The sequence below is a fragment of the Paenibacillus curdlanolyticus YK9 genome, from assembly GCF_000179615.1.
Lineage (GTDB): Bacteria > Bacillota > Bacilli > Paenibacillales > Paenibacillaceae > Paenibacillus_T > Paenibacillus_T curdlanolyticus.
Genome location: NZ_AEDD01000010.1, coordinates 167,501 through 190,488, shown reverse-complemented (window position 1 = coordinate 190,488; position 22,988 = coordinate 167,501). Strand labels below are relative to the sequence as shown.

Genomic DNA, 22,988 nt, shown 5'->3' with positions numbered 1-22,988 from the left:
TACCTTTTGGGTATGGTGAGGGACGGGGGAACGGAATTGGATATTCGACAGCTGCGGTATTTTTTGGCTATAGCCGATGCAGGGCAAATTACACGCGCCGCCAAGGCGCTGAATATGGAGCAGCCGCCGCTCAGCAGACAGCTGAAGCAGATGGAGCGGGAGCTCGGCGTGACGTTATTCGACCGCAGCGGCAAGCAGCTTACGCTCACCCATGCGGGCGAATTGATGCGTGAGCGGGCCGAAGGGCTGCTTCGTCAATTCCATGAGACGCTGCAGGAAGTGAAGGAAGTTGAGGAGGGCGTGCAAGGGCTGCTCTCGATTGGCGCCGTCGTGTCCTGCGTTTCCTTGCTGCCTCGCGCGATCGAACGGTTTCGGGAGAAGTATCCCCAAGTGACGTTCAAAATAAGCGAGGGCGATCATTACCAGCTTGGCGACGCCCTTGCGAAGCGCAGCATTGAGCTTGTTGTAGCGCGGTTACCGTTTGAATTTGCTATAGATTCGCCGTATGAGCATGATGTGCTTCGATTGCCATCAGACCCTTTCGTAGCCGTCATTCCGAGCAAATGGAGCCCGGCGGATAAGGAAGCCTCCATCTCGCTCGCTGAGCTTGCGGCTCATCCCTTCCTGACGCTTAAGACGGATCAGACGACGGGGATGCATGAGCAGGTCATGAACGAGTTCCGCCGCAGCGGCTTGGCCCCTAATATTATATGCGAATGCTCCAGCGTCGCGATTATATTGTCGCTTGTAGCGGCAGGTTTAGGCGCGACCGTATTGCCCAAGTCAGTCGTTGCAATGTCGCCGATCGACGCGATCCGAATGCTGGATATTGAGCATGCGGATTTTCAGTCGGAGGTAGGGATTGTTTGGCTGAAGGATCGGTACTTGTCGAAGAGTGCGAGGCATTTTATCGAACAATATACAAGCGGGGGTTACTGAGTTCATCCGAACTACGCTGTCCCTAAAAAAGGGCTTTGTCTGCACACGGCGATTACGCGCCTTTTGCAGCCAAAGCCCTTCGTTATATCTAGTTTGACCACCAGCGTTTCAAATCGTTCCACCACGATTTACGCTGCTGCTCCTGGCGATCTCCGGTGCCTTCGCCTGCTTTCGCAGCATCCTGCGCGCTGCCGTCGCAAGTTTCAAGCGGCTGAGTGCCAGCGATGAATGTCTCCAGTCGTTTTCCTTCCTCGCAGCCGGCGCCCGCAAGCTTGCCGGACTTGGGATCGATATAGGCGCTGACGACGCCTTCCGGCATTGGGAAAATTTTTGGCGGAACTGCCGCCAAGGCGCCTTCTGTGAAGGCTGCGAAGATTGGCGCCGCCCGATGCGCCTCCGTCGTTGTGAGCTGTCGGCCTTTGTCATAGCCGACCCAGACGGCGGTCGCCAGCTCTGGCGTGTAGCCGACGAGCCACGCATCGGATGACGTCGTGCCCGTCTTGCCAGCGACCGGGCGGTTAATCGTCGCAGATACGCGATGGCCTGTGCCGCCCGTGTCGAAGACGCTCTCCATCAAGCTGGTCAGCACATAAGCATGGGCTGCATCCACGACTTGTTCGGACTCATGCTTCGCTTCATATAATAGATCGCCCTCGCGATCCTCAATCCGCAGCACGGCGATCGGCTTCACCCGCACGCCGTTGTTAGCGAATGTGCTGAAGGCGGAGGCCATCTCGAACGGGCTGACGGGGAACGTGCCGAGCGCCAGAGACGGCACGGGCTTCATCGTGCTGTCGATGCCCAGCTTGCGGGCCATTGTAATGACGTTGTCGGCTCCAACCTGCATGATCGTATTGACAGCGTAGATGTTGTCCGAGCTCGCAATCGCCTGCCGCATATCGATGAAGTCATTGATGTACTTATCATTGTAGTTATGCGGCTGGTAAGTGAGGCGTCCGTCGTCGTACGTAAACGTTGTTGGCTCGCTCTTGAAGCGGGTCAGCGGCGTTATGCCGGTTTGCTGCAAAGCGGTCATGTACAGAATCGGCTTAAAAGATGACCCCGGCTGCCGCGTGGTCGTCAAAACGCGATTATACTGGTTGTTCGGATAATCCCGGCCGCCAACCATCGCTTTAACATAGCCGTTTCGCGGGTCGATCGCGATGAGCGCCGCCTGCTGCTCGGAATCCTTCGGAATGCCATCGGCAACGGCTTTCTCGGCAGCGCGCTGCGCTTCAGGGTCCAGCGTCGTATAGATCCGGATTCCGCCTTCGTTCAGCAGTCGCTCGTCAAACCCGAGCTCGCCGACCACGATGGATCGGATGTAGTCGCGGAAGTAAGGCGCGAAGCCGTCGCCGCGCGATTCCTCCAGCGGCTTGAAGGGCAGCAGCTCCTTATAGGCCGTGTCTGCCTGCGCTTGCGTAATTGAGCCGCCCATCGCCATTGCATCGAGGATCGTTAGCTGCCGGTCCTTCGCATTTTTCATATTATTGTAAGGCGAGTAATACTTCGGCCCTTTCGGAATGCCGGCGAGCAGTGCGCTTTCCGCGAGATCAAGCTCAGATGCGTGCTTGCCGAAGTACTGCATAGCGGCCGCTTCAATGCCATAGGCGCCGTGTCCGTAATAGATTTGATTCAGATACATATTAAGAATCTCGTCCTTGGAATAGTGCATCTCCAGCTGCGTCGTGTAGATTGCTTCCTTCAGCTTTCGTTTCCAAGTGCGCTCGTGGGTCAAATATAAATTACGCGCAAGCTGCTGCGTTAACGTGCTGGCGCCTTGCTTGGTCGAGAGATTCTCGACATTGACGACGACTGCGCGCGCCATTCCTTTTATATCGAATCCACCGTGGTCATAGAACCTACGGTCTTCAATGGCAAGCGTTGCTTGAACGACGAACGGAGAAATCCGGTTTAGGGGTACGGAGCTCCTGTTCTGATTCGTATGGAAAGTATCGATCACGTTTCCCTGCAAATCGAGCATCTGGGACGTTTGTGTAATAGAAGAGACGGGCAATGACTGCACGCGCAGATAGAGCAGGCCTCCAACGATCAAGATAAGAAACAATGCGGCGCTTACGCCTGCAAGCTTGGCAAGGCGCATCCATCTGGCGCGCCCGCTGAGCCGGGGCCAGAGCCGTTCCGCGATGAGCGGAAACATCGGTGGCCTACGCCGTTTTGCGGCTGTGGGCTTTGATTTAGCCGATAAAGGCGGTTTGGACATGCTGCCACGGGCCGTTCGGCCGCTAATACGGTGAAACCAACGCTTTAACATGAAGCAACTTCCTCTCGGGAATCGAACTAGCTTATCCCTTAGTATGGAAAAAGGGAGGGCTCGTTATTCGTCATATATATTTTCGAGCCGCGTCGTCCCTTAAAGGTTGATTTTCGTCCCCGTTACTCTATAATACAGAAAGAACCATTGCCCCCGAGGGAATTCAATGAAAGAAGGGATAGAATAAGATGGAATTGTGGTACACAGAAAAGCAGACAGAATCGTATGGCATTACGGCTAAAATCAAAGAAACGTACGTAAGCGAGCAAACGGATTTCCAGAAGCTCGACATGATCGAAACGGAAGAGTTCGGCACGATGCTCGTGCTTGACGGCATGGTCATGACGACGGACAAAGACGAGTTCGTTTATCATGAAATGGTTGCTCACCCCGCGCTGTTCACGCATCCAAACCCGGAGAGCGTACTCGTTGTCGGCGGCGGCGACGGCGGCGTAATCCGCGAAGTGCTGAAGCACCCAAGCGTAAAAAAAGCTGTGCTCGTTGAAATCGACGGCAAAGTTATCGAATACTCCAAGCAATACCTGCCGAACATCGCTGGCGGCCTCGACGACGCTCGCGTTGAAGTGATCGTGAACGACGGCTTCATGCACATCCACGATCATAAGAACACGTATGACGTGATCATGGTTGACTCCACGGAGCCAGTAGGTCCTGCGGTAAACCTGTTCACGCGCGGCTTCTATCAAGGCATCTACGAAGCGCTCAAGGAAGATGGCATCTTCGTTGCGCAGACGGACAACCCTTGGTTCAAAGCGGACCTGATCGAGAGCGTTAACCGTGACGTGAAAGAAGTATTCCCGATCGTTCGTGTTTATTGGGCGAACGTACCGACATATCCATCGGGCCTGTGGACGTTCACGATGGGCAGCAAGAAGCATGACCCATTGGCAGTAGACGAGTCCGCTATTCCAGAGCTCGACACCAAATACTATTCCCCGCGCCTTCACAAGGCAGCGTTCGCGCTTCCGAAGTTCGTGGAAAACCTCGTGAAGTAAGGAGCAACAGCAGCTATGAAAATCGATCAAAAATATTCCGGCAACGTCTTTATCCTTAGCTCGGAGGACTATGCCGCGTCCAAAGCTGTCATCTATGGCATGCCGATGGACTTTACGGTATCGTTCCGTCCAGGCTCCCGTTTCGGCCCGGCTCGCATTCGCGAAGTGTCGATCGGTCTGGAAGAATACAGCCCGTACCTTGACCGCAGCCTTGAAGATATCGACTACTTCGATGCAGGCGACCTGCTTTTGCCTTTCGGCAATGCTGCTCGTTCGCTCGATATTATCGGCGAGCATGTGCGCGGTATTTTGGAAGATGGCAAAATGCCTGTAGGACTCGGCGGCGAGCATCTTGTTTCGTGGCCGATTTTCCAAGAGGTCTATAAGAAATACCCTGATCTTGCGATCATTCACTTCGATGCCCACGCTGACCTGCGCGAGAGCTATGAAGGCGAGCCGCTGTCGCACTCGACGCCGCTTCGCAAAGCTGCCGGCCTGATGGGCGGCAAGAACATTTACCAATTCGGTATTCGTTCCGGCTCCCGTGAAGAATGGCAGTATGCGCGCGAGAACATTAACTTCCATCCGTTCGAGGTACTGGAGCCGTTGAAAAAGGTGCTGCCAGAGCTCGAAGGACGCCCTGTTTACCTGACGATCGACATCGACGTGCTGGATCCATCCTGCGCGCCAGGTACAGGTACGGCAGAAGCGGGCGGCATTACGAGCAAGGAACTGCTTGAAGCGGTTCATGCGATCGCACGTTCGGGCGTGAACGTTGTTGGCTGTGACCTCGTAGAGGTGGCGCCGGCTTACGATCCGACGGAGCAAACGCAAATCGTGGCGGCGAAAGTCATCCGCGAGATGCTGCTTGGCTTTATTAAGTAATAGCGAGGCTCCATTCGAACGGGCAACCGTTTCGGATGGAGCCTTTTTTGATGTCGTGACGGTTCAGCCCGGGCAATCTCGCTACAGAGGTAACTGCGGTAATTTTTTGTTAGAATAGAGGTAGAAGTTGGGTTGAAAGTGGGCATGCTGGATACCGAGAGGGGGTGTCCGCATGAATTTGATGCCTATTCATGAGCGGATGGCGGAGCTTCGCATTATCCAGAAGCGCCGCAAGTTGACCGACACGGAGAAGCTGGAGATGGAGCACTGTCTGGACGTGAATGCTGACCATTGCCTGCGCTTGGCTTATTTGTATAACATGTCGTTAATGGCTTCAATGACAGAGGATCAGGAGTGGCAGCATGAGCTATGCAAAGAAATCGAACGATACGGCGGAACGCCAACAAACAACAGCAACAACAGTAACGACAGCAACAACAGTAACAACAGCGGAAACGACGGCACCGGAAACGACAGTAGCGGAAGCGAAAGCGGGAGCGGAGAAGGCACCGGTACCGGAGGCTAACGATCTAACGGTTTATTCTTTCCCGCCTATCATCAACGAACAGTCCCGCGTGCTCGTACTCGGCAGCATGCCGGGCGTGCCTTCCTTGACGGCGAACGAATATTACGGCAACCCTCGCAATTATATGTGGCGGGTGCTGTATGGCTTGCATGGATTGAGCGCTGTCGATGCCGAATATGAGCAAAGAATTGCCTTTGCGCTGTCGCATCATCTTGCGTTGTGGGACGTCTTGAAGTCGTGCTCGCGCGAAGGAAGCCTTGATGCTGCGATTCGAGACGAGGTGGTCAATGATGTCCCGTCGCTGCTGGAGCAATACCCAAACCTTCGGTGCATCGCCTTGAACGGCAGCAAAGCGCATGACACGTTTATGCGCCATTTTGGCAAGCTTGAGGTCGTTCAACGGGTTGACTGCCTGAAGCTGCCCTCGACAAGCCCGGTTCCGACGAAGACGATGAGAACGTTGGCGGATCGCCTTGGCGCGTGGCAGGTCATCGTACCCTATCTGCAATAAAATTCGAACCTTTCATTTGCATTTTTCGGTTCATGGCATATAATAGATGCAATCATGTTACAGACATTGAACGGGATAGTACGCAGCGAAGTAATGCGACAGCGAGCCGGGAGGGTGGAAGCCGGCGGCATTCGCGCAGCGGAATCGCACCCGGGAGTCGGCGGCTTGAAGGCGGCGCTTAAGCGTACGCTGCGTAGGGCAGCCCGGTCACGCCGTTATCGTGTCGAGAGGCAGTGTGCCGATCTAGCGCGTTTTGCGCACGGATCGAAGGCTGCCAGAAGAGTGGTACCGCGGATTTGACTCCGTCTCTTTCCTATAAGAGACGGAGTTTTTTGTTTCCTAGCGGAGGCGCGACGGCGCTACCATCAGTATGTACAGAAAGGAGGTGCCGAATTTGACGGATAAAGCAAGCGTGCGCTTGGTTCTTAGCAGCGATATTGAGGGCGAGAAGCAGGAGCATCATTTTCATGGCGAGTGGTATCGCAAAGGGCGTACGATATACGTCCGTTATTCGGAGATGGACGAGGAAGCGGGCGAAACGCGGACGCTCATCCGCTGGCGGGACGGCGAACTGCATATCGCAAGGCGCGGGCTTGTCGATTCGGAGCAAACTTTCGTTGCGGGCGTGCGACGAACGGGACGCTACGCTTCTCCTTTTGTACAGTTTCAGATGGAGACAGACACCGAGTGGTTATGGATGCAGTGTGGAGATTGGCGAACGAAAGACGAGCTGGGCGAAGGTGGGTTCCCCCCAACCGGCGACGAAGCTGGCCCGAGCGATGGAGAGCTGCTGCCCGAACTTCCGATGCTGCTGGAATGGCATTATAAGATGTATGTTGATGACGAGCTCACCGGTCAGTTTAAGATTAAGCTGCAGGCAGAGCGAAGTTAAGCACTAATCTAAGATGATAAGGGGACGAAACCATCATGACGAATGCAATTGAACGGTTATATGACAATGTCAAAACAGCGCTGGCCAATGCGGTAGTTGCCGCAGGTCTGGCAACACGCGAAGAGCTGCCAGCCTTCGTGCTTGAAGTGCCACGCGACAAGTCGCATGGCGATCTTGCGACGAATGCTGCCATGCAGCTCACGAAGCTTGCGAAGCGCAACCCGCGCCAGATCGCAGAAGCGATTATCGCCAATCTGGACACGGCATCGGCATCGATTGAATCGGCGGAGATTGCAGGCCCAGGCTTCATTAACTTCCGCTTGAACAAAAGCTATTTGTACCCTGTCGTAACCGAGGTGCTTGCGGCGGGTGAAAATTATGGACGCGTGAACGCAGGAGCAGGCAAGCGCGTAGAGGTGGAATTCGTAAGCGCGAATCCGACGGGCAGCCTTCACTTAGGCCATGCACGCGGCGCGGCAGTGGGCGATGCGCTTTGCAATGTGCTTGATTTTGCTGGTCATGAAGTGACGAGGGAGTATTACATCAATGATGCGGGCAAACAGGTGGAAAACCTGGCGTTTTCCATCGAAGCTCGTTACAAGCAAGCGCTTGGGCAAGAGGCGGTTATGCCGGAGGATGGCTACCATGGCGCTGATATCGTCGGTTTCGCTCAAGAGCTGGCAGCGCAAGAGGGCGATCGTCTGCTGTCGCTGCCTGACGATGAACGGTTTATCTTCTTCCGCCAATACGGCTTGGAGCGCGAGCTGGACAAAATCAAACGGGACCTCGGCCGCTTCCGCGTAGGCTTCGACCTGTGGTACAGCGAAACCTCGTTGTACGAGCAAGGTTTGGTTGAGCAAGGGCTGGATGCGCTTCGCGCGACGGGGCATGTATATGAAGAGGAAGGCGCGACTTGGCTTAACACGATGCAGTTCGGTGACGACAAGAACCGCGTTCTGGTCAAAAATGACGGCTCGTACACGTATTTGACGCCGGACATTGCGTACCACCGAGTGAAATATGGCCGAGGCTACGATCGTCTGATCAACATTTGGGGTGCTGACCATCATGGCTACATTCCTCGGATGAAAGCGGCGATGGAGGCATTGGGCAACGATCCAGGCAAGCTGACAGTGCTCATTGCACAGATGGTCAGCCTGTTCCAGAACGGCGAGAAGGTCAAAATGTCCAAGCGGACCGGCAAAGCGGTTACGATGGAGGATCTAATGGATGAAGTGGGCGTAGATGCGATCCGTTACTTCTTCACGATGCGCAGCATGGACTCCCATTTGGATTTCGATATGGATCTCGCCGTATCGACATCGAACGAAAATCCGGTCTTCTATGTGCAGTATGCGCATGCGCGGATTTGCAGCATTTTCCGCCAGGCAGAGGAGCAAGGGATTGCAATGCGCTCGCTATCCGAAATCGATCTGTCCCGTCTGGTAACAGAGCAAGAGTACGATCTGCTGCGCAAGCTGGGTGAGCTTCCGCAGGAAATTACGGATGCAGCTGAGCAATATGCGCCGCATCGCCTAATTCGTTATGTGTATGAGCTGGCAGCGCAATTCCACAGCTACTATAAAGCGGAGCGCGTCATGACGGACGACGCTGAGCAGACGCAAGCGCGTCTTGCTTTGCTCGCATCGACGCGTATTGTTATAGCCAACGTGCTGAAGCTAGTCGGCGTAACGGCGCCAGAGCGAATGTAATAGCCTGAACAAGCAAAGCCAGGAGATGCCCCCGCGGGGTGCTCCTGGCTTTTTACGTCGGACTATATGCTGTTGGTAGTGGATGGCTTATGCTCATGGTTGCTCCGCAGCTAGCGGTCAGATGCCTGCAGCATTTTCGCGATATCGATCTCGCCTGTCACCCGTGGCGAGCGTTTGCCTTTCAGGGGCTGCATGGATCGGCGCAGAATCGCCTTCACTTCGTTCGGCGACAGGTCGGGTTGTTTCGCGAGCAGAAGCGCTACTGCGCCGCTTACATGCGAGGTGGCCATCGATGTTCCGCTCATCTCATGGTACTTGCCCTTCAACCACGCAGACGTAATTTTGTCGCCAGGCGCATAGATATCAATGTAGATGCCGCGATTGCTGAAAGGCGCGATGCGCCTTAGCCGATTCGTGGCGCCCACGGATATCGTTTGAGGATAACGTGCCGGATAGTCGATTGCGCGGCGTTTGCCGTCGTTTCCGGACGAGGCGACAATAATAATACCGGCGTTCGTGGCATTGGTAACGGCGCTCAACAGTGCCTTGCTTCGCGTCTTCATCCCGAAGCTCATGTTGATAATATTCATCCGATTACGCACGCACCACTCGATTGCGAGTATAATATCCGAGACATAGGCGCTTCCGTTATGGTCGAACGCCTTGATGGGATGGATGGAGGAGCGGGGCGCCACGCCAATCATCCCTTGTAACTGATTTGCTGCTGCGATCGTGCCAGCGATATGCGTGCCATGGCCGTTATCGTCATGCGGCAGCAGGCTGCGATTGAGCAGATTGATGCCCCGAGCGAGCGATTGGCGCAAATCGGGATGGCTAAAATCAACGCCGGTATCAACGACGCCGATTTTAATTTTATGGCCGGTCGTGGTGCTCCACGCTTGCGGGGCTTTGATATGGGATACGCCCCAAGGAATGCCTTTGTCCGGTGCCGATGCCCGTTGGGTTGCTGTGTGAATGCGGATACGTTTATCGTTTTCCACCCAGACGCGGCCATCGAACCGGCGATGAGGCTGGTCGTCGGGAATCGGACAGGAGATTGCTTGAATAATGCCCATCTGCCTGACCGACTGCAGCGACGAGACCGATGCCTTCATTTCTGACCACTCATGCACGAAACGGCGAAAGTCTTGGCTATTTTGGAACCGGATGATTCTCTTTTTGTGGCTCGCGTTCTTCTCGGTCATCATGCCCTGCAGCCAACGGAGAAAAGCGGTGGTGTCCAAATTACGGGTCCCCTCCCGACGACGATGCTGAAGTATTGTATGAACGAGCGTCGGTCGCCGCATGAGCAAGTTGCCTTTTTTCATATAATTAGGCTTGAAACCGTGTCAAAAAGCGGGGAGAGACATACGATGATGTAAGAGCCCCGCGAAGGCTCCCGCCAGCCCGGTGGCGGATGGTTTCCATCCAATCCGGAAGGATACAGTCAGAGCGGAGGGGATATGCCCTTCGCTTTTTGCGTGCGGACAAGCCTATGTGCTTGCATTTTTAAGGGAAATAGGTTTTACTATAGGTTGATACGGTAACAATCGTATATGAACGGTATTTTTGCTATTGAAGTAGCACGGGAGGATGGGTCAGGATGAGCATCGATTTCGCCGCCAAATGGGACCGCGAACAGATTCAAGATATGCCCATGGTCGATTTGGCTTTCGAAGTGCTGAAAGCGGCCAACACGCCGATGTACTATCGGGATATAATGATGGAAATCGCGAAGGTCCGCGAGTTGGATCCGGACAGAATCAATGACGTAATTGCGCAAGTATATACGGAAATCAACATCGACGGACGGTTTGCGTGCGTCGGCAGCAACAACTGGGGCTTGAAGCGCTGGTATCCAGTCGAACGCAACGAAGATCCGGTCACGAACGCGAAGCGTCCTCGGATTATTAACGATGACGACGATCTGGATGACGAGGATATCTATGCGGACGAGGAAGAAGAAGCATACACGCCGGACGAAGAAGATTACGATACGTACGATGAAGACCGTGAAGGCTTCGAAGAGTCCGAAGAAGAAGCGGAAGTCGACGAGGAAGTTATTGACGAGGAAGAAATCGATGAAGAGTCCGATGCGGAGGGGGCTGACGGCGACGAAGAGGATGAAGACTTCGACGACGATCAGGACGATGACGAGGACGACGATAAATAAGCATTTTATACACAACAGCTCTGCATGTTCCCCACGGAACGGCGGAGCTTTTTTTTCGTCGCGGGCTTTACTTGACAGGCTTACCGCAAGCGGGTAAACTATTGCATGGGCTTCTGATTGCGGAATAAGAAATTTGTAACAATAGGACGTCTAGTCCGCCTTATTCTTGCTTATAATCTGTATACTTTAGATCTAAAGTGCCCCGTGGACACGGGTGTCACTTTTTTTATTTTGCCATTTAACTTCCTTTTCACTCAGGACGCCGTCCGTTATCGGACGGCGAAACCTTTTTAATCGAAGGATGAGATGGCTGCTCCAGAAATTGGATGGCGTTCCTTGTCGGTGCGCACCACTGAATACGGCAACAATAGGCAAACCTAAACATTAACATAGGAGCTTGGAGGGTATTGGTACAGTGACTAAATACATTTTCGTAACTGGCGGCGTCGTGTCGTCCTTGGGTAAGGGCATTACGGCTGCATCACTTGGCAGGCTGCTGAAGAATCGTGGTCTGAAAGTAACGATCCAAAAGTTTGACCCTTATATTAACGTTGACCCGGGAACGATGAGCCCGTATCAGCATGGTGAGGTATTCGTTACCGATGACGGTGCTGAGACGGACCTTGACCTTGGTCATTATGAGCGTTTCATTGATATTAATCTTTCGAAGAACAGCAACGTGACGACAGGCAAAATTTATTCCACCGTTATTACCAAAGAGCGCCGTGGCGAATACTTGGGCGGTACGGTTCAAGTTATTCCCCACATTACGAATGAAATCAAAGACCGCGTGTTCCGCGCAGGCAAAGAAGCGGGCTCGGATGTTGTCATCACGGAGATTGGCGGCACGGTAGGCGATATCGAGAGCTTGCCATTCTTGGAAGCCATTCGCCAGATCAAAAGCGACATTGGTCGCGATAACGTCATGTACATCCATGTTACGCTGATTCCTTACATTAAAGCGGCAGGCGAAGTGAAAACAAAGCCGACGCAGCATAGCGTTAAAGAATTGCGCAGCATCGGCATTCAACCGAACGTAATCGTTTGCCGTACGGAGCATCCGATGGCTGACGATTTGAAACGCAAAATCGCGCAATTCACGGACGTGGACGCGAATGCGGTTGTCGAGTGCCGCGATGCCTCGACATTGTATGAAGTGCCGCTGATGCTTCGCGAGCAAGGGTTGGACGACATCGTCGTTAACCATTTGAAGCTGACGACGACGCCGCCGGACATGGTGGAATGGGAGCAACTCGTTCAACGTGTGAAGTCGCTTCACAAAACGACGGAAATCGCAATCGTCGGCAAATATGTAGCGCTTCATGACGCGTACTTGTCGATTGTGGAATCGTTGGGCCACGCTGGCATTGCTGCTGATTCCGATGTTAAAATCCGTTGGGTGAATGCAGAAGAGCTGACGGAAAGCAACGTTGCTGAGCAGCTGCAGGGCGTACATGGCATTCTCGTGCCAGGCGGATTTGGCGATCGCGGTATTGAAGGCAAGATTACAGCAATCAAATATGCACGTGAAAGCGGCACGCCGTTCTTCGGCATTTGCCTCGGCATGCAAGTAGCTGTAATCGAGTTCGCTCGCAATGTTGGCGGCCTGCTGGACGCGAACAGCTCGGAGATCAACCCATCCACGCCTTACCCTGTTATCGATCTGCTGCCAGAGCAGAAGGATATCGAGGATCTTGGCGGAACGATGCGCCTTGGCCTGTATCCTTGTAAGCTGGTTCCGGGCTCTGTCGGCATGAAAGCATATGGCGACGAGCTCGTATACGAACGCCACCGTCACCGGTATGAGTTCAACAACGAGTACCGTGAGCAGCTGGAATCCCGCGGTCTGGTCTTCTCGGGTACTTCGCCTGACGGTCGTTTGATCGAAATGGTTGAATTGCCGGAGCATCCTTGGTTCTTGGCCGTTCAATTCCATCCGGAATTTACGTCGCGTCCGAACCGTCCGCAGCCATTGTTCCGCGGCTTCGTTAGCGCAGCGTTGAAATTTGCAGAACAACAATAATTGTTTAAATCCCTGTTTCTCTATTTGGAGATACAGGGATTTTTTTTAATTTTGTCGGAAAAGGGTGATTAAGGAAGAGGGCTGCGTGGGTAGTGATTAAGAGTGGAAAGTGAGTCTACATAGCCATCGTCAATATCTGACAAGCCATGTAATTCCTTTTTTTGATAAAGATGCAGGAAAATATAGCTTCATATGCGAATATATTTAACGATTATGTCGGGTACGTCCAAGGCTGGGCGATCGTGGTGTTCATGGGAGGTTATATGGTGGAGAAGAACAAAGTGTTGATTGTCGATGACCAGAATGGCATTCGCGTTTTACTGATGGAAGTGTTCAGTAGCGAGGGATACTCGACTTTCCAAGCATCTAACGGTAAGCTCGCATTGGAAATCGTTCGACAGGAGAAGCCGGATTTGGTGCTGCTGGACATGAAGATTCCTGGCATGGATGGACTTGAAATTTTGCGTCATATTAAAACGATCGACGTCGATATCAAGGTCATCATGATGACGGCGTATGGCGAATTGGACATTATCAAGGAAGCGACCGACTTGGGAGCGTTGATGCATTTTACGAAGCCATTCGATATTGACGAAATGCGTCTTGCGGTGAACAGCCAGCTGCGAGGCGACCAAACGAATAATCGTTACGCAATAGGGACCTAGCCGTTAGGGTCCCTTTTTTCATATCGTTACAATCCATTTACTATACGTGGGCGCGTTGTGGTATAATAGCGCAGGATGACAAGTAGTTGTTGAGGTATAACCGTCTGTTTGGTAGAAGCAATTAAGCGTAACGTCCGAATAAAGTAATCGACGACCGTCCGGATAGGACGGCTTGGCCATAACGGAGCTATGCTCCTCTGAAGATGGGGTGTTAACCTCTTCTTTATGCATGTGCGACAGTCTCTCCCATATTGGACCGTTTGGGGTTCGAGGGGAGAGATTCGCCGTATTCATGGGGGTTTAGTGCGAGAATTGGCTACTGGAGCTCGATGGTTTGTTCGCTTTTGACGGGGAGGAATCGGTTAAGGCATGGAGAAATTGATGATCCGCGGCGGTAGGCCGCTTCATGGTGAAATTCAAATTAGCGGAGCCAAGAACAGTGCAGTTGCGCTGCTTCCCGCTGCAATATTGGCAGAATCAGAAGTAACGCTCGATAATTTGCCTGCGATTAGCGATGTTGCCGTATATAGCGAGATTTTGCGAGATCTCGGAGCAAAAGTAGAGCGTCACGAAGATACGATGCGCATTGATCCTTCGAAGCTAGTTTCCACCGCTATGCCTAATGGCAAAGTGAAGATGCTGCGAGCTTCGTATTATTTGATGGGTGCGCTGCTAGGACGGTTTGGCGAGGCTGTGATCGGGCTTCCGGGAGGCTGCAACTTTGAGCCGCGTCCAATCGATCAGCACATTAAAGGATTCGAGGCATTGGGTGCAACCGTAACGAATGAGCATGGCGCAATGCGGATTTCGGCCAAAGAGCTTCGCGGCGCTAAGATTTATCTGGACCTCGTCAGCGTAGGCGCTACGATTAACATCATGCTGGCGGCTGCAAGAGCCAAAGGCTCCACAATTATCGAAAATGCGGCGAAAGAGCCTGAAATTATAGATGTTGCTACACTTCTAAACGCTATGGGAGCGAAGATTAAAGGGGCGGGCACCGAAACGATTCGCATCGAAGGCGTTGAACGGATGCATGGTTGCCGACATTCTATTATTCCAGACCGCATTCAAGCGGGTACTTATATGATTATGGCTGCAGCGACTCGAGGCGATGTTACGGTAGAAGGCGTCATTCCGAAGCATATGGAGGCGGTTACGGCCAAGCTTCGCGAGATGGGCGCAACGGTTGAGGAGCTGGATGATGCGATTCGCATTGTCGGAGGCGACAAGCCTTATGAGGCTGTCGATCTCAAAGCGCTCGTATACCCTGGCTTTGCGACTGACCTCCAATCGCCGATGACGAGTCTCCTCACGCAGGCTAAGGGAGTGAGCGTGCTTTCAGATTACATTTATGGAAACCGCTTCAAACATGTGCCGGAGCTTGCGATGATGGGAGCGAACATTCGCGTAGAGGGCCGTTCCGCTATTATTGAAGGCGGTCCGCTGAGCGCAGCTAAAGTGCATGCGACGGATTTGCGTGCTGGCGCAGCGCTCGTTATCGCCGGCTTAACAGTGAAGGAAGGCATTACCGAAGTAACAGGTGTTGAATACATCGATCGCGGCTATGACAATCTCGTAGACAATTTGCGCCGGCTTGGAGCAGACATTTGGCGCGAGACCGTATAACGAAAGTGGCCATTGCAGAGAACGGCGGTACTGATTTCGTCTAAGGCGGAATAGGGTCCGCCGTTTCCGGCAATGCTGGTAAGCAAAATATAATAGTGTGGTGAGAATATGACGGATCTTCAGATCAACGATCTGGAAGAGATGAAGTTGACCGATCTGTATAAGCTGGCTAAACAGTATCAGATCCCTTATTACGGTCAATTTAAGAAAAAAGAACTCATTTTCGCGATACTGCGAGCGCAAGCGGAGAAGAGCGGGTTCTTCTTCATGCAAGGAATACTTGATATTTTGCCTGATGGCTTTGGTTTTTTACGGCCCATCAATTACGCTAGCAGTAACGAGGATATTTACATTTCGCAATCCCAAATTCGCAGGTTCGATCTGCGCTCCGGCGATCTCGTTTCTGGCAAATGTCGTCCTCCGAAAGAAAATGAACGGTACTATGGTTTGCTTCAAGTCAACGCCGTAAACGGCGAAAACCCTGATACAGCTGCAGAACGCCTTCACTTTCCCGCGCTTACCCCTCTTTTCCCAGAGAAGAAACTGGTACTAGAAATGGCCCCTAACAAGCTTTCGACGCGCATAATGGATTTGCTGGCACCGGTCGGACTCGGACAGCGCGGCTTAATCGTGGCGCCTCCGAAAGCGGGTAAAACCTTGCTTCTCAAAGAAATTGCGAATAGCATCTCGGCGAACCATCCCGACATTGAATTATTTGTACTGCTAATCGATGAACGTCCTGAGGAAGTTACAGATATGCAGCGCTCGGTTAAAGGCGAGGTTGTCGCTTCCACATTCGATGAATTGCCAGAGAATCATATTAAAGTAGCTGAGCTAGTGCTTGAGCGGGCGCTTCGACTTGTCGAGAGCAAGAAGGACGTCGTAATTTTGCTTGATAGCATTACGCGTTTAGCGCGCGCATATAACCTTGTTATTCCACCATCAGGCCGAACGCTGAGCGGCGGTATTGATCCCGCGGCATTTCATCGTCCGAAGCGCTTTTTTGGCTCTGCGCGCAACGTGGAAGAGGGCGGCAGCTTGACGATTCTTGCAACAGCGCTAATCGAGACGGGTTCTCGCATGGACGATGTGATCTATGAGGAGTTCAAAGGCACAGGCAATATGGAGCTCCATCTTGACCGTAGATTAGCAGAGCGTCGGATTTTCCCTGCACTCGACATTCGTCGTTCTGGCACGCGCCGCGAGGAAATGCTTTTATCGAAAGAAGAGCTGGACAAAGTGTGGGCGATTCGCAAGAGCATGAACGATTCCATGGAGTTCGTGGACAACTTCCTGAAGAAGCTTGCGGATTCGAAGACGAACGAAGAGTTCTTAATGTCGCTTGATACATCATCTTTCCCAGGCTCGCCTTCTGGCAGCGGCAATAGCAGCACGTCTGGAGCAAATAATAGCAGCAACAGCGGCACGAATGCGGGACGGCGTCCGGCAGCGCGCTCGACAGCGCTGTCACGGGACTAACGCCGTTTTGCAAATGTACTTATTTTTAGGAGGACACCATGAATCTCGTATATGCAGACGCCGATGGCAACGTATTTGACCATCCAACATGGATTGGTCTGGGACGCTCTGGCGATTTGGCAGTAGAGCTGATGGAAGATGAGCTAATACCGCTCCCGGATGGCGCTACGCTCGTTGGGTTGCCGCATACGCGCCCGATTGGCCTCGATCCTAAGAGTGGAGAGATGGCCGTGCTGCCGGGAGATGTTCAAGCAGTTGGGGCGTTGCTGCCGCAAGGCTTTACCCGATTGAACATTCCGTCGTACGTTAAAACAAACAAGGAAGAGAAGTTTCCTTTGTTCGGCTATACGGCAGTCGTTTGGAAAAATGGTCAGTTTTATGTGGCGGCGCAGCCGACAGACGATCCGGAACGATGGAATCCGCTTAATTGCGACCGCAAGGAGCTGCGCGTGAAAGTCGATCAGCTTATTAATCGCTACCCGGACAATCGGCTGTACAAGCATTTGTCTAATTGTGCATTAGGCTATGAATGCCTGACTTCATCCAACACATTTTTACAACGTTGGGAGGGCGCGGTTCCTGTGTCCTTCTCGTGCAACGCAGGATGCTACGGGTGCATCTCTGAGCAGCCTGAAGACAGCGGGTTCGTTGCACCCCAGACTCGAATGAATTTCAAGCCTACCGTCGATGAAGTTGTACAGGTAATGATGGAACAGCTCGTTACGCCGGATGCGATCATCAGCTTTGGGCAAGGCTGCGAGGGCGAACCGTCGACTCAAGCCAAGATCATTATCGATGCGATCAAAGAAGTGCGCAGCCGTACTTCCATGGGCTATATCAATATTAATACGAATGCTGGCTTGTCTGACCACATTCGCGGCATTGTCGATGCGGGGCTCGATTTGATGCGAGTCAGTACCATCAGCGCGCTCGATGATCATTACAACGCTTATTACAAGCCGCGTGGCTATACCCTTGCGAACGTTGAGAAGTCGCTGAAGTATGCGACAGACAATGGCGTATACACCTCGATCAACTATCTCATCTTCCCAGGCGTGACGGATCGAGAAGAGGAGATCGAGGCGATGATCGGATTTGCCAAGCGGACAGGCCTTAAGCTCATTCAAATGCGCAATCTGAATATTGACCCGGAAAGCTATTTGGAGCTTATTCCAAAGCCGCAGGGTGAAATTTACGGCATGAAGCAAATGATTGAAATTTTCAACGAAGAATTGCCGGATGTCGCTATTGGGTCGTTCACGCATGTGCCACCCGAGCAATTGCGTCGTGCTCGTTAAATTTTTTCGCATGTTTTGGCATTAGCTCAGGCGACGGATTGCATTGCATATTTTGAATGGACCGTGCTATAATCACGTTGTCTGTGCAATTTACTCTGGATTCGCATGTAATCCAGGGCGGAAAGAGGTGAACGCGATGAAACAAGGTATTCATCCGACGTACCACGTAACAACGGCAACGTGCGCTTGCGGTAACACGTTCGAGACTGGTTCGATCAAATCGAATCTTCGTGTCGAGATCTGCTCCGTATGCCACCCGTTCTTCACTGGCAAACAGAAATTTATCGATGCCGGCGGCCGTGTGGACAAGTTCAAAAAGAAATACGGTATCTAATATTCTGTTTGAAATTGGCAGAATACAACGACCTCCCTCAGCCATCCTATGGTTTAGAGGGAGGTTTTTTGTTATGTTGCATGGTAGACGTTATTTACTCTTCAGCACTTTGATGATTAGCATCGCGATAACTGGTTCTGGCTGCGGCGGCGGAAGCGGCAAGTACGATAACAAGATGAAGGTGCAAAATTACGGCCATGACGGGTACATGGGTTTAACCAACACGAATCCGAACCTGCCGAACTCTCCGAACAGCTTGACGATAAAAAGCGATACAGACTTCGTAGGCGAGAAGCTTCGCGGGCTGAAAGGAATTCAGCGCAGCCGTGTGACGATTGACGGCTCGTCCATGCATGTAAGGATTGATCCAGATCCATCGTTGAATGCAGCGCAGCGGGCACGCTTGCAGTCAGAAGCAACGGCAATTGTTCAGAAGAATATGCCTCGCTATGATGTGCATGTGACGGTGGTACATTAGAGGAATGTTGAGGGAAGTATTTCCGAAGGTTGCGCTTTGTCCTTTAATGGGCTATACTTAGTTTTGCCGTGCTAGACGGGGAGGTAGCGGTGCCCTGTAACTCGCAATCCGCTGTAGCGAGGTTGAATTCCTGTCTGAGGTTATGCTGATGCGGGGTTGGTATTTGCAATCAATGTTGACAGTTGGGTCCTCCGCAATGGGCATCTGTGAACCCGGTCAGGTCCGGAAGGAAGCAGCCGTAAGCAGATCTGTTCATGTGTTGGAGGAGTGCCTGGCTCGAGTTGAAGTGCAAAGGTGCCACCCGGGTCGCATGGATCGGGGGCAGGTGCACGGTTCCTATAATGCATCAGCCAGACCGGCTGTGTGGAGTAAGGCAGTAGCCACTCCGCATAGGTCGGTTTTTTTGTATGTTTGTAATGCTTGCTAATTAATGCTGATGCGACAAGACTCTGCATAATGCTTGTTTTTTTGCCGCATAGGTTCGTGTATAATGGAATAATCGGATCGAAATGTCATTGCAGAAAGGATGGGCCCCATGTCTCATATTGCCTTATACAGAGCCTGGCGTCCCCAGACATTCCATGACATGGTTGGACAGCGGCACATTATCCGGACGCTGCAGAACGCGATTCGTGAGGATCGCGTATCACATGCCTATCTATTTAATGGACCGCGAGGAACAGGCAAGACCAGTGCAGCCAAGATTCTGGCCAAAGCGGTTAACTGTGAACGCGGGCCGGCGCCGGAACCATGCAATGAATGTGACGCTTGTCTAGGGATTACAGCGGGCACGGTAATGGATGTCGTTGAGATTGATGCCGCTTCCAATAGGGGCATTGATGAAATCCGCGATATTCGTGATAAAGTCCGTTATGCCCCGTCCGAAGTTCGCTATAAAGTGTATATTATTGATGAAGTGCACATGCTTACGACAGAGGCCTTTAACGCTTTGCTCAAGACGTTAGAGGAACCGCCGGGTCATGTCATTTTCATCCTTGCAACGACTGAACCTCACAAGCTGCCGCCGACAATCATATCGCGGTGCCAACGATTTGATTTCCGGCAGGTTTCCCTAGAGGAACAGACAGAGCGGCTTAGGCTGATCTGTCAGGAGGAAGGTATTGAGGCTGACGAAGAGGCGCTAGCTTATATCGCTCGCTTATCGGAAGGCGGAATGCGCGATGCAATCGGCCTGCTTGAGCAGTCGGCCGCTTTTGGAGGAGAGCGAATAACGCTTGAAGGCGCAGTAGATGTAACTGGCGGATTAGCGGCTGAGCAATTTGCCAAGCTTGCTGAGGCAGTCAGAGACCGTAACGCGGGCGCTGTGCTTCCTTTGGTTGAAGGATTGATGCAAGCGGGCAAGAGTGCGGAGAAGTGTATGGAAAACTTCATCTACTATTTCCGTGATCTGTTGGTTCTCAAGCTGGCTCCTCAGAGTGGCGCCGCGACGGAACGAATTGTTGACGATAGTCGATTCCGAGAAATGGCCGATGGCTTTAGTACGGAGCGACTGTTTGTCATGATCGACGTGCTCAACCGTTATCAGGCGGATATGAAGCATGCGCTGCAGCCCCAGACTTTATTCGAAGTAGCGCTTATGAAGCTCTGTACGCTGGCTGAGCCGAATGACGTTTCCGGCCGTAGTGCTAATGGTGCGCAAGCGCCATCTGGTCATACGGGCGATGAGGTTGTGCGGTTGCAGCGTCAAGTGGAAGCGCTTGAGAAGAAACTCGAGCAATTGCTTCGTAACGGCGTGGCAGCAAGCGGCGGAGGGGATGCTGGCGCCGCATCGGCAGCCAGTGGCAGCGGAGCAGTCCGCCGGAATTCCGGTTCGCGGGGATCCTTCGGGTCATCGGGAGGCGGCGGTCTAGGTGCAATTGGTAAGCCGAAGCTTGAGCCTTTCGTGGCTGCTCTTAACGGACAGGCGATTAATCAGATTCGTATGCGTTGGGGCGAATTGCTGCAGCGCGTGAAGGAAACGAAGATTACCGTTCACGCTTGGTTGGTGGATGGGGATCCCGTCTCTGCCGCCGATGAAACCGTGCTCGTTGCGTTTAAGAGCATGATGCATCGGGAAACTACGGAGAAGCCGGCTAACCGCGAATTGATTGAGCAAGTGCTCCATTCGGTGTTTAATCGGCCAGTGAAGTTGGCTACGGTTATGCTGAAGGATTGGCAGGCGGCATCCGAGAACGGTGCTCATGAAGCAACCGGAGAACCGTTGGAACTCCGAATGGACGATGAATCAGGGACTGCTTCACGACCGGAATGGGTCGAAGAAGCCTATAAAATGTTTGGCGATCAACTTGTTGAATTAAAGCAGGACTAGAAATCGTGAGCAACATACATTTTCCGTGAGGTGATTGTTATGACAAACATGCAACATATGATGAAACAAGTAAAGAAGATGCAAGAGCAAATGCTGAAAGCGCAGGAAGAGCTGGGTACGAAAACGATCGAAGGTTCCGCTGGCGGCGGCGTTGTTAACGTTAAAGTGAATGGCCACAAGCAGGTTCTTTCCATTACCATCAAACCAGAAGTGGTAGATCCTGAAGACATCGAAATGCTGCAAGATCTTGTTATTACAGCAGTAAACGACGCATTGGCTAAAGCTGAAGAGATGGCTAATGAAGACATGGGCAAATACACTGGCGGTATGAAAATTCCAGGCCTGTTCTAAGCATAAGTGTAGCAAGGCTGTTTCTAACCAAAATCGGCCTGTCGGATTCGCAGCATGCATCCGGCGGGTCGTTTGTTGTTGAGAGGGGTTGAAAGCTCATGTATTATCCCGAGCCGATAGCCAAACTCATTGATGCATTCACCCGGCTTCCTGGAATTGGGCCCAAAACGGCTGCGCGATTAGCCTTTCATGTCCTGCGGATGCAGGAGGATGACGTCATTGACTTTGCTAAGGCGCTAGTAAGCGTTAAGCGGAATCTGCATTACTGTTCGGTTTGCTGCAATATTACAGACGTCGACCCATGCCGGATTTGCCAAGATAAGAATCGCGATCATGCGGTTATCTGCGTTGTGCAGGAATCGAAAGATCTGGTTGCTATGGAACGAACCAAGGAGTTCTCTGGCTATTATCATGTCCTTCAGGGTGCGATATCTCCGATGGAGGGGATAGGCCCGGACCAAATCCGAGTAGCGGAGCTGCTGCAGCGATTAAGCGATGAACGCGTGCAGGAGCTTATAATGGCCACGAATCCTAATATTGAAGGCGAAGCAACCGCCATGTATTTATCGCGTCTGGTTAAGCCGTTCGGCATTCGTGTTACTCGAATTGCCCATGGTCTGCCTGTTGGCGGAGATCTGGAATACGCGGACGAGGTCACATTATCTAAAGCGCTAGAAGGTCGTAGAGAATTAAACTAATATATCATCGAAGCATAAGAAGCCGAACTGCCTTTCAATGGGAGTTCGGCTTTTTGCTTTCGTAGTCGAGTTCACCGTCGGTTCTATGGTTGTCTCACACGACATAAGAATGTGGTAGGAGATAAGTGGACGAGCGAGGGGGAATACGATGCGTACGCTTGCGAGTTGGTTTCATCTTGAGAGGTTCAAAAGTAAAGCAAAATCTAAATCCGTAAAATTCATGCCTGATGAGATTTGGCAACTGAAGAAGGATGTCGAAGATGCGCGCAAGGGCTGGCATAATGCTTGTCGATTTTTTCATTACGTAGTGGAGCCGGATGAGATTGAGTATGCGATTTATCATCTTAAGGCAGCTGAACAACGTTATGTCATGTTAATTCGAAAAGCGAAGGCTATTCAAAATGTGGAGTGGCCCGCATCGATAGTGGGTGAAAGTCCTCAATGACTGCAATATTAACGGGCGTTCTTATCCTTTCATCAATAGCGTTGCTGTTTGTGCTCATCCGAACGAAACTTTCTTTTGAATGGCTGCGAAGATTCGCGCTTCATATTGTGATTGCCTCATTAGGATTGTATGCCATTAATTATTCTGGTTTGCTTAGTGGTTGGGAAATTCCATTGAACCCGGTTACGATTGGCACAGTGATGGTTCTAGGCGTTCCAGGGATTGCGCTTATTGCCGGATTGCGAATGACGTTGTTTTGAAAATGAGCCACAGCAGGCGAGGAGCCTACTGTGGCTCATTTTGTATTTATGGGGTTAAACGGACTGGGTTGAC

Annotated in this window: 21 protein-coding genes, 1 other RNA gene, 1 pseudogene and 1 other annotated feature; of the genes and pseudogenes, 21 read left to right on the top strand and 2 right to left on the bottom strand. The window is 52.1% G+C overall.

What is annotated here, in order from left to right; genetic code table 11:
* Positions 1-36 precede the first annotated feature (36 nt).
* The gene (locus PAECUDRAFT_RS18410; RefSeq protein ID WP_040713196.1) at positions 37-939 is read left to right on the top strand and encodes a LysR family transcriptional regulator; all 903 of its coding nucleotides are present in this window, start codon (positions 37-39) and stop codon (positions 937-939) included.
* 88 nt (positions 940-1,027) lie between these two features.
* Here PAECUDRAFT_RS18410 and PAECUDRAFT_RS18405 read toward each other — a convergent pair whose 3' ends face one another.
* Positions 1,028-3,214, bottom strand: a complete 2,187-nt coding sequence (locus tag PAECUDRAFT_RS18405) for a transglycosylase domain-containing protein (RefSeq protein ID WP_006039638.1) — start codon at positions 3,212-3,214, stop codon at positions 1,028-1,030.
* Positions 3,215-3,402: 188 nt separating this feature from the next.
* Between PAECUDRAFT_RS18405 and speE the strand changes: the two genes are divergently transcribed.
* The 6 genes and pseudogenes from speE (at position 3,403) to argS (ending at position 8,756) form a co-directional block, all read left to right on the top strand.
* Complete coding sequence (speE, locus tag PAECUDRAFT_RS18400) at positions 3,403-4,230, top strand: polyamine aminopropyltransferase (RefSeq protein ID WP_006039637.1); 828 nt, start codon at positions 3,403-3,405, stop codon at positions 4,228-4,230.
* A 15-nt stretch (positions 4,231-4,245) separates the two neighbouring features.
* A complete protein-coding gene (gene speB, locus PAECUDRAFT_RS18395; RefSeq protein WP_006039636.1) occupies positions 4,246-5,115 on the top strand; it encodes an agmatinase in 870 nt (289 codons plus the stop codon).
* 172 nt (positions 5,116-5,287) lie between these two features.
* Positions 5,288-5,455, top strand: a pseudogene (locus tag PAECUDRAFT_RS26825) (DUF7667 family protein); the annotation flags it as partial.
* A gap of 22 nt (positions 5,456-5,477) precedes the next feature.
* Entirely contained in the window at positions 5,478-6,152 is a 675-nt protein-coding gene (locus tag PAECUDRAFT_RS18390; protein WP_006039635.1) for a DNA-deoxyinosine glycosylase, read from the top strand.
* 57 nt (positions 6,153-6,209) lie between these two features.
* Positions 6,210-6,465 (top strand) — a binding site (T-box leader).
* Between the two features lie 81 nt (positions 6,466-6,546).
* On the top strand, positions 6,547-7,044 hold the full coding sequence (locus tag PAECUDRAFT_RS18385; RefSeq protein ID WP_006039634.1) for a DUF1934 domain-containing protein: 498 nt from the start codon (positions 6,547-6,549) through the stop codon (positions 7,042-7,044).
* Between the two features lie 35 nt (positions 7,045-7,079).
* On the top strand, positions 7,080-8,756 hold the full coding sequence (gene argS, locus PAECUDRAFT_RS18380; RefSeq protein ID WP_006039633.1) for an arginine--tRNA ligase: 1,677 nt from the start codon (positions 7,080-7,082) through the stop codon (positions 8,754-8,756).
* A 110-nt stretch (positions 8,757-8,866) separates the two neighbouring features.
* Here the strand turns inward: argS and PAECUDRAFT_RS18375 are convergent, their stop codons facing one another.
* A complete protein-coding gene (locus PAECUDRAFT_RS18375) occupies positions 8,867-10,000 on the bottom strand; it encodes a S8 family peptidase (RefSeq protein WP_006039632.1) in 1,134 nt (377 codons plus the stop codon).
* Between the two features lie 359 nt (positions 10,001-10,359).
* On the opposite strand from PAECUDRAFT_RS18375, the gene rpoE reads away from it, so the two are divergent.
* The 14 genes from rpoE to PAECUDRAFT_RS18310 all read left to right on the top strand — a co-directional run bounded on the left by rpoE (position 10,360) and on the right by PAECUDRAFT_RS18310 (position 22,915).
* Positions 10,360-10,929, top strand: coding sequence for a DNA-directed RNA polymerase subunit delta (rpoE, locus tag PAECUDRAFT_RS18370; protein WP_006039631.1), 570 nt, complete (start codon positions 10,360-10,362; stop codon positions 10,927-10,929).
* 415 nt (positions 10,930-11,344) lie between these two features.
* Entirely contained in the window at positions 11,345-12,952 is a 1,608-nt protein-coding gene (locus tag PAECUDRAFT_RS18365) for a CTP synthase (protein WP_006039630.1), read from the top strand.
* Positions 12,953-13,218: 266 nt separating this feature from the next.
* Positions 13,219-13,617 carry a response regulator gene (locus PAECUDRAFT_RS18360; RefSeq protein ID WP_324603687.1) on the top strand — a complete coding sequence of 133 codons (399 nt, stop codon included), beginning with the start codon at positions 13,219-13,221 and terminating at the stop codon, positions 13,615-13,617.
* Between the two features lie 369 nt (positions 13,618-13,986).
* A complete protein-coding gene (locus PAECUDRAFT_RS18355; protein WP_040713188.1) occupies positions 13,987-15,243 on the top strand; it encodes a UDP-N-acetylglucosamine 1-carboxyvinyltransferase in 1,257 nt (418 codons plus the stop codon).
* 108 nt (positions 15,244-15,351) lie between these two features.
* The gene (gene rho / locus PAECUDRAFT_RS18350) at positions 15,352-16,722 is read left to right on the top strand and encodes a transcription termination factor Rho (RefSeq protein ID WP_006039627.1); all 1,371 of its coding nucleotides are present in this window, start codon (positions 15,352-15,354) and stop codon (positions 16,720-16,722) included.
* Between the two features lie 38 nt (positions 16,723-16,760).
* Positions 16,761-18,020 (top strand): radical SAM protein, encoded by a 1,260-nt coding sequence (locus tag PAECUDRAFT_RS18345; RefSeq protein WP_006039626.1) that lies wholly within the window; start codon positions 16,761-16,763, stop codon positions 18,018-18,020.
* 136 nt (positions 18,021-18,156) lie between these two features.
* Entirely contained in the window at positions 18,157-18,354 is a 198-nt protein-coding gene (rpmE, locus tag PAECUDRAFT_RS18340; protein WP_006039625.1) for a 50S ribosomal protein L31, read from the top strand.
* Positions 18,355-18,427: 73 nt separating this feature from the next.
* Positions 18,428-18,832: a hypothetical protein gene (locus PAECUDRAFT_RS18335; RefSeq protein ID WP_006039624.1), complete on the top strand. Its 405-nt coding sequence runs from the start codon at positions 18,428-18,430 to the stop codon at positions 18,830-18,832.
* Between the two features lie 66 nt (positions 18,833-18,898).
* Positions 18,899-19,165: signal recognition particle sRNA large type (gene ffs, locus PAECUDRAFT_RS25375), an RNA gene on the top strand.
* Between the two features lie 202 nt (positions 19,166-19,367).
* Complete coding sequence (gene dnaX, locus PAECUDRAFT_RS18330; protein WP_006039623.1) at positions 19,368-21,161, top strand: DNA polymerase III subunit gamma/tau; 1,794 nt, start codon at positions 19,368-19,370, stop codon at positions 21,159-21,161.
* Between the two features lie 39 nt (positions 21,162-21,200).
* Complete coding sequence (locus tag PAECUDRAFT_RS18325) at positions 21,201-21,512, top strand: YbaB/EbfC family nucleoid-associated protein (RefSeq protein ID WP_006039622.1); 312 nt, start codon at positions 21,201-21,203, stop codon at positions 21,510-21,512.
* 98 nt (positions 21,513-21,610) lie between these two features.
* Positions 21,611-22,210, top strand: a complete 600-nt coding sequence (gene recR / locus PAECUDRAFT_RS18320; RefSeq protein ID WP_006039621.1) for a recombination mediator RecR — start codon at positions 21,611-21,613, stop codon at positions 22,208-22,210.
* A 148-nt stretch (positions 22,211-22,358) separates the two neighbouring features.
* A complete protein-coding gene (locus tag PAECUDRAFT_RS18315; protein ID WP_006039620.1) occupies positions 22,359-22,655 on the top strand; it encodes a DUF2508 family protein in 297 nt (98 codons plus the stop codon).
* Positions 22,652-22,915: a pro-sigmaK processing inhibitor BofA family protein gene (locus PAECUDRAFT_RS18310; RefSeq protein WP_006039619.1), complete on the top strand. Its 264-nt coding sequence runs from the start codon at positions 22,652-22,654 to the stop codon at positions 22,913-22,915. The genes PAECUDRAFT_RS18315 and PAECUDRAFT_RS18310 overlap by 4 nt, the downstream gene beginning before the upstream one ends.
* Positions 22,916-22,988 lie beyond the last annotated feature (73 nt).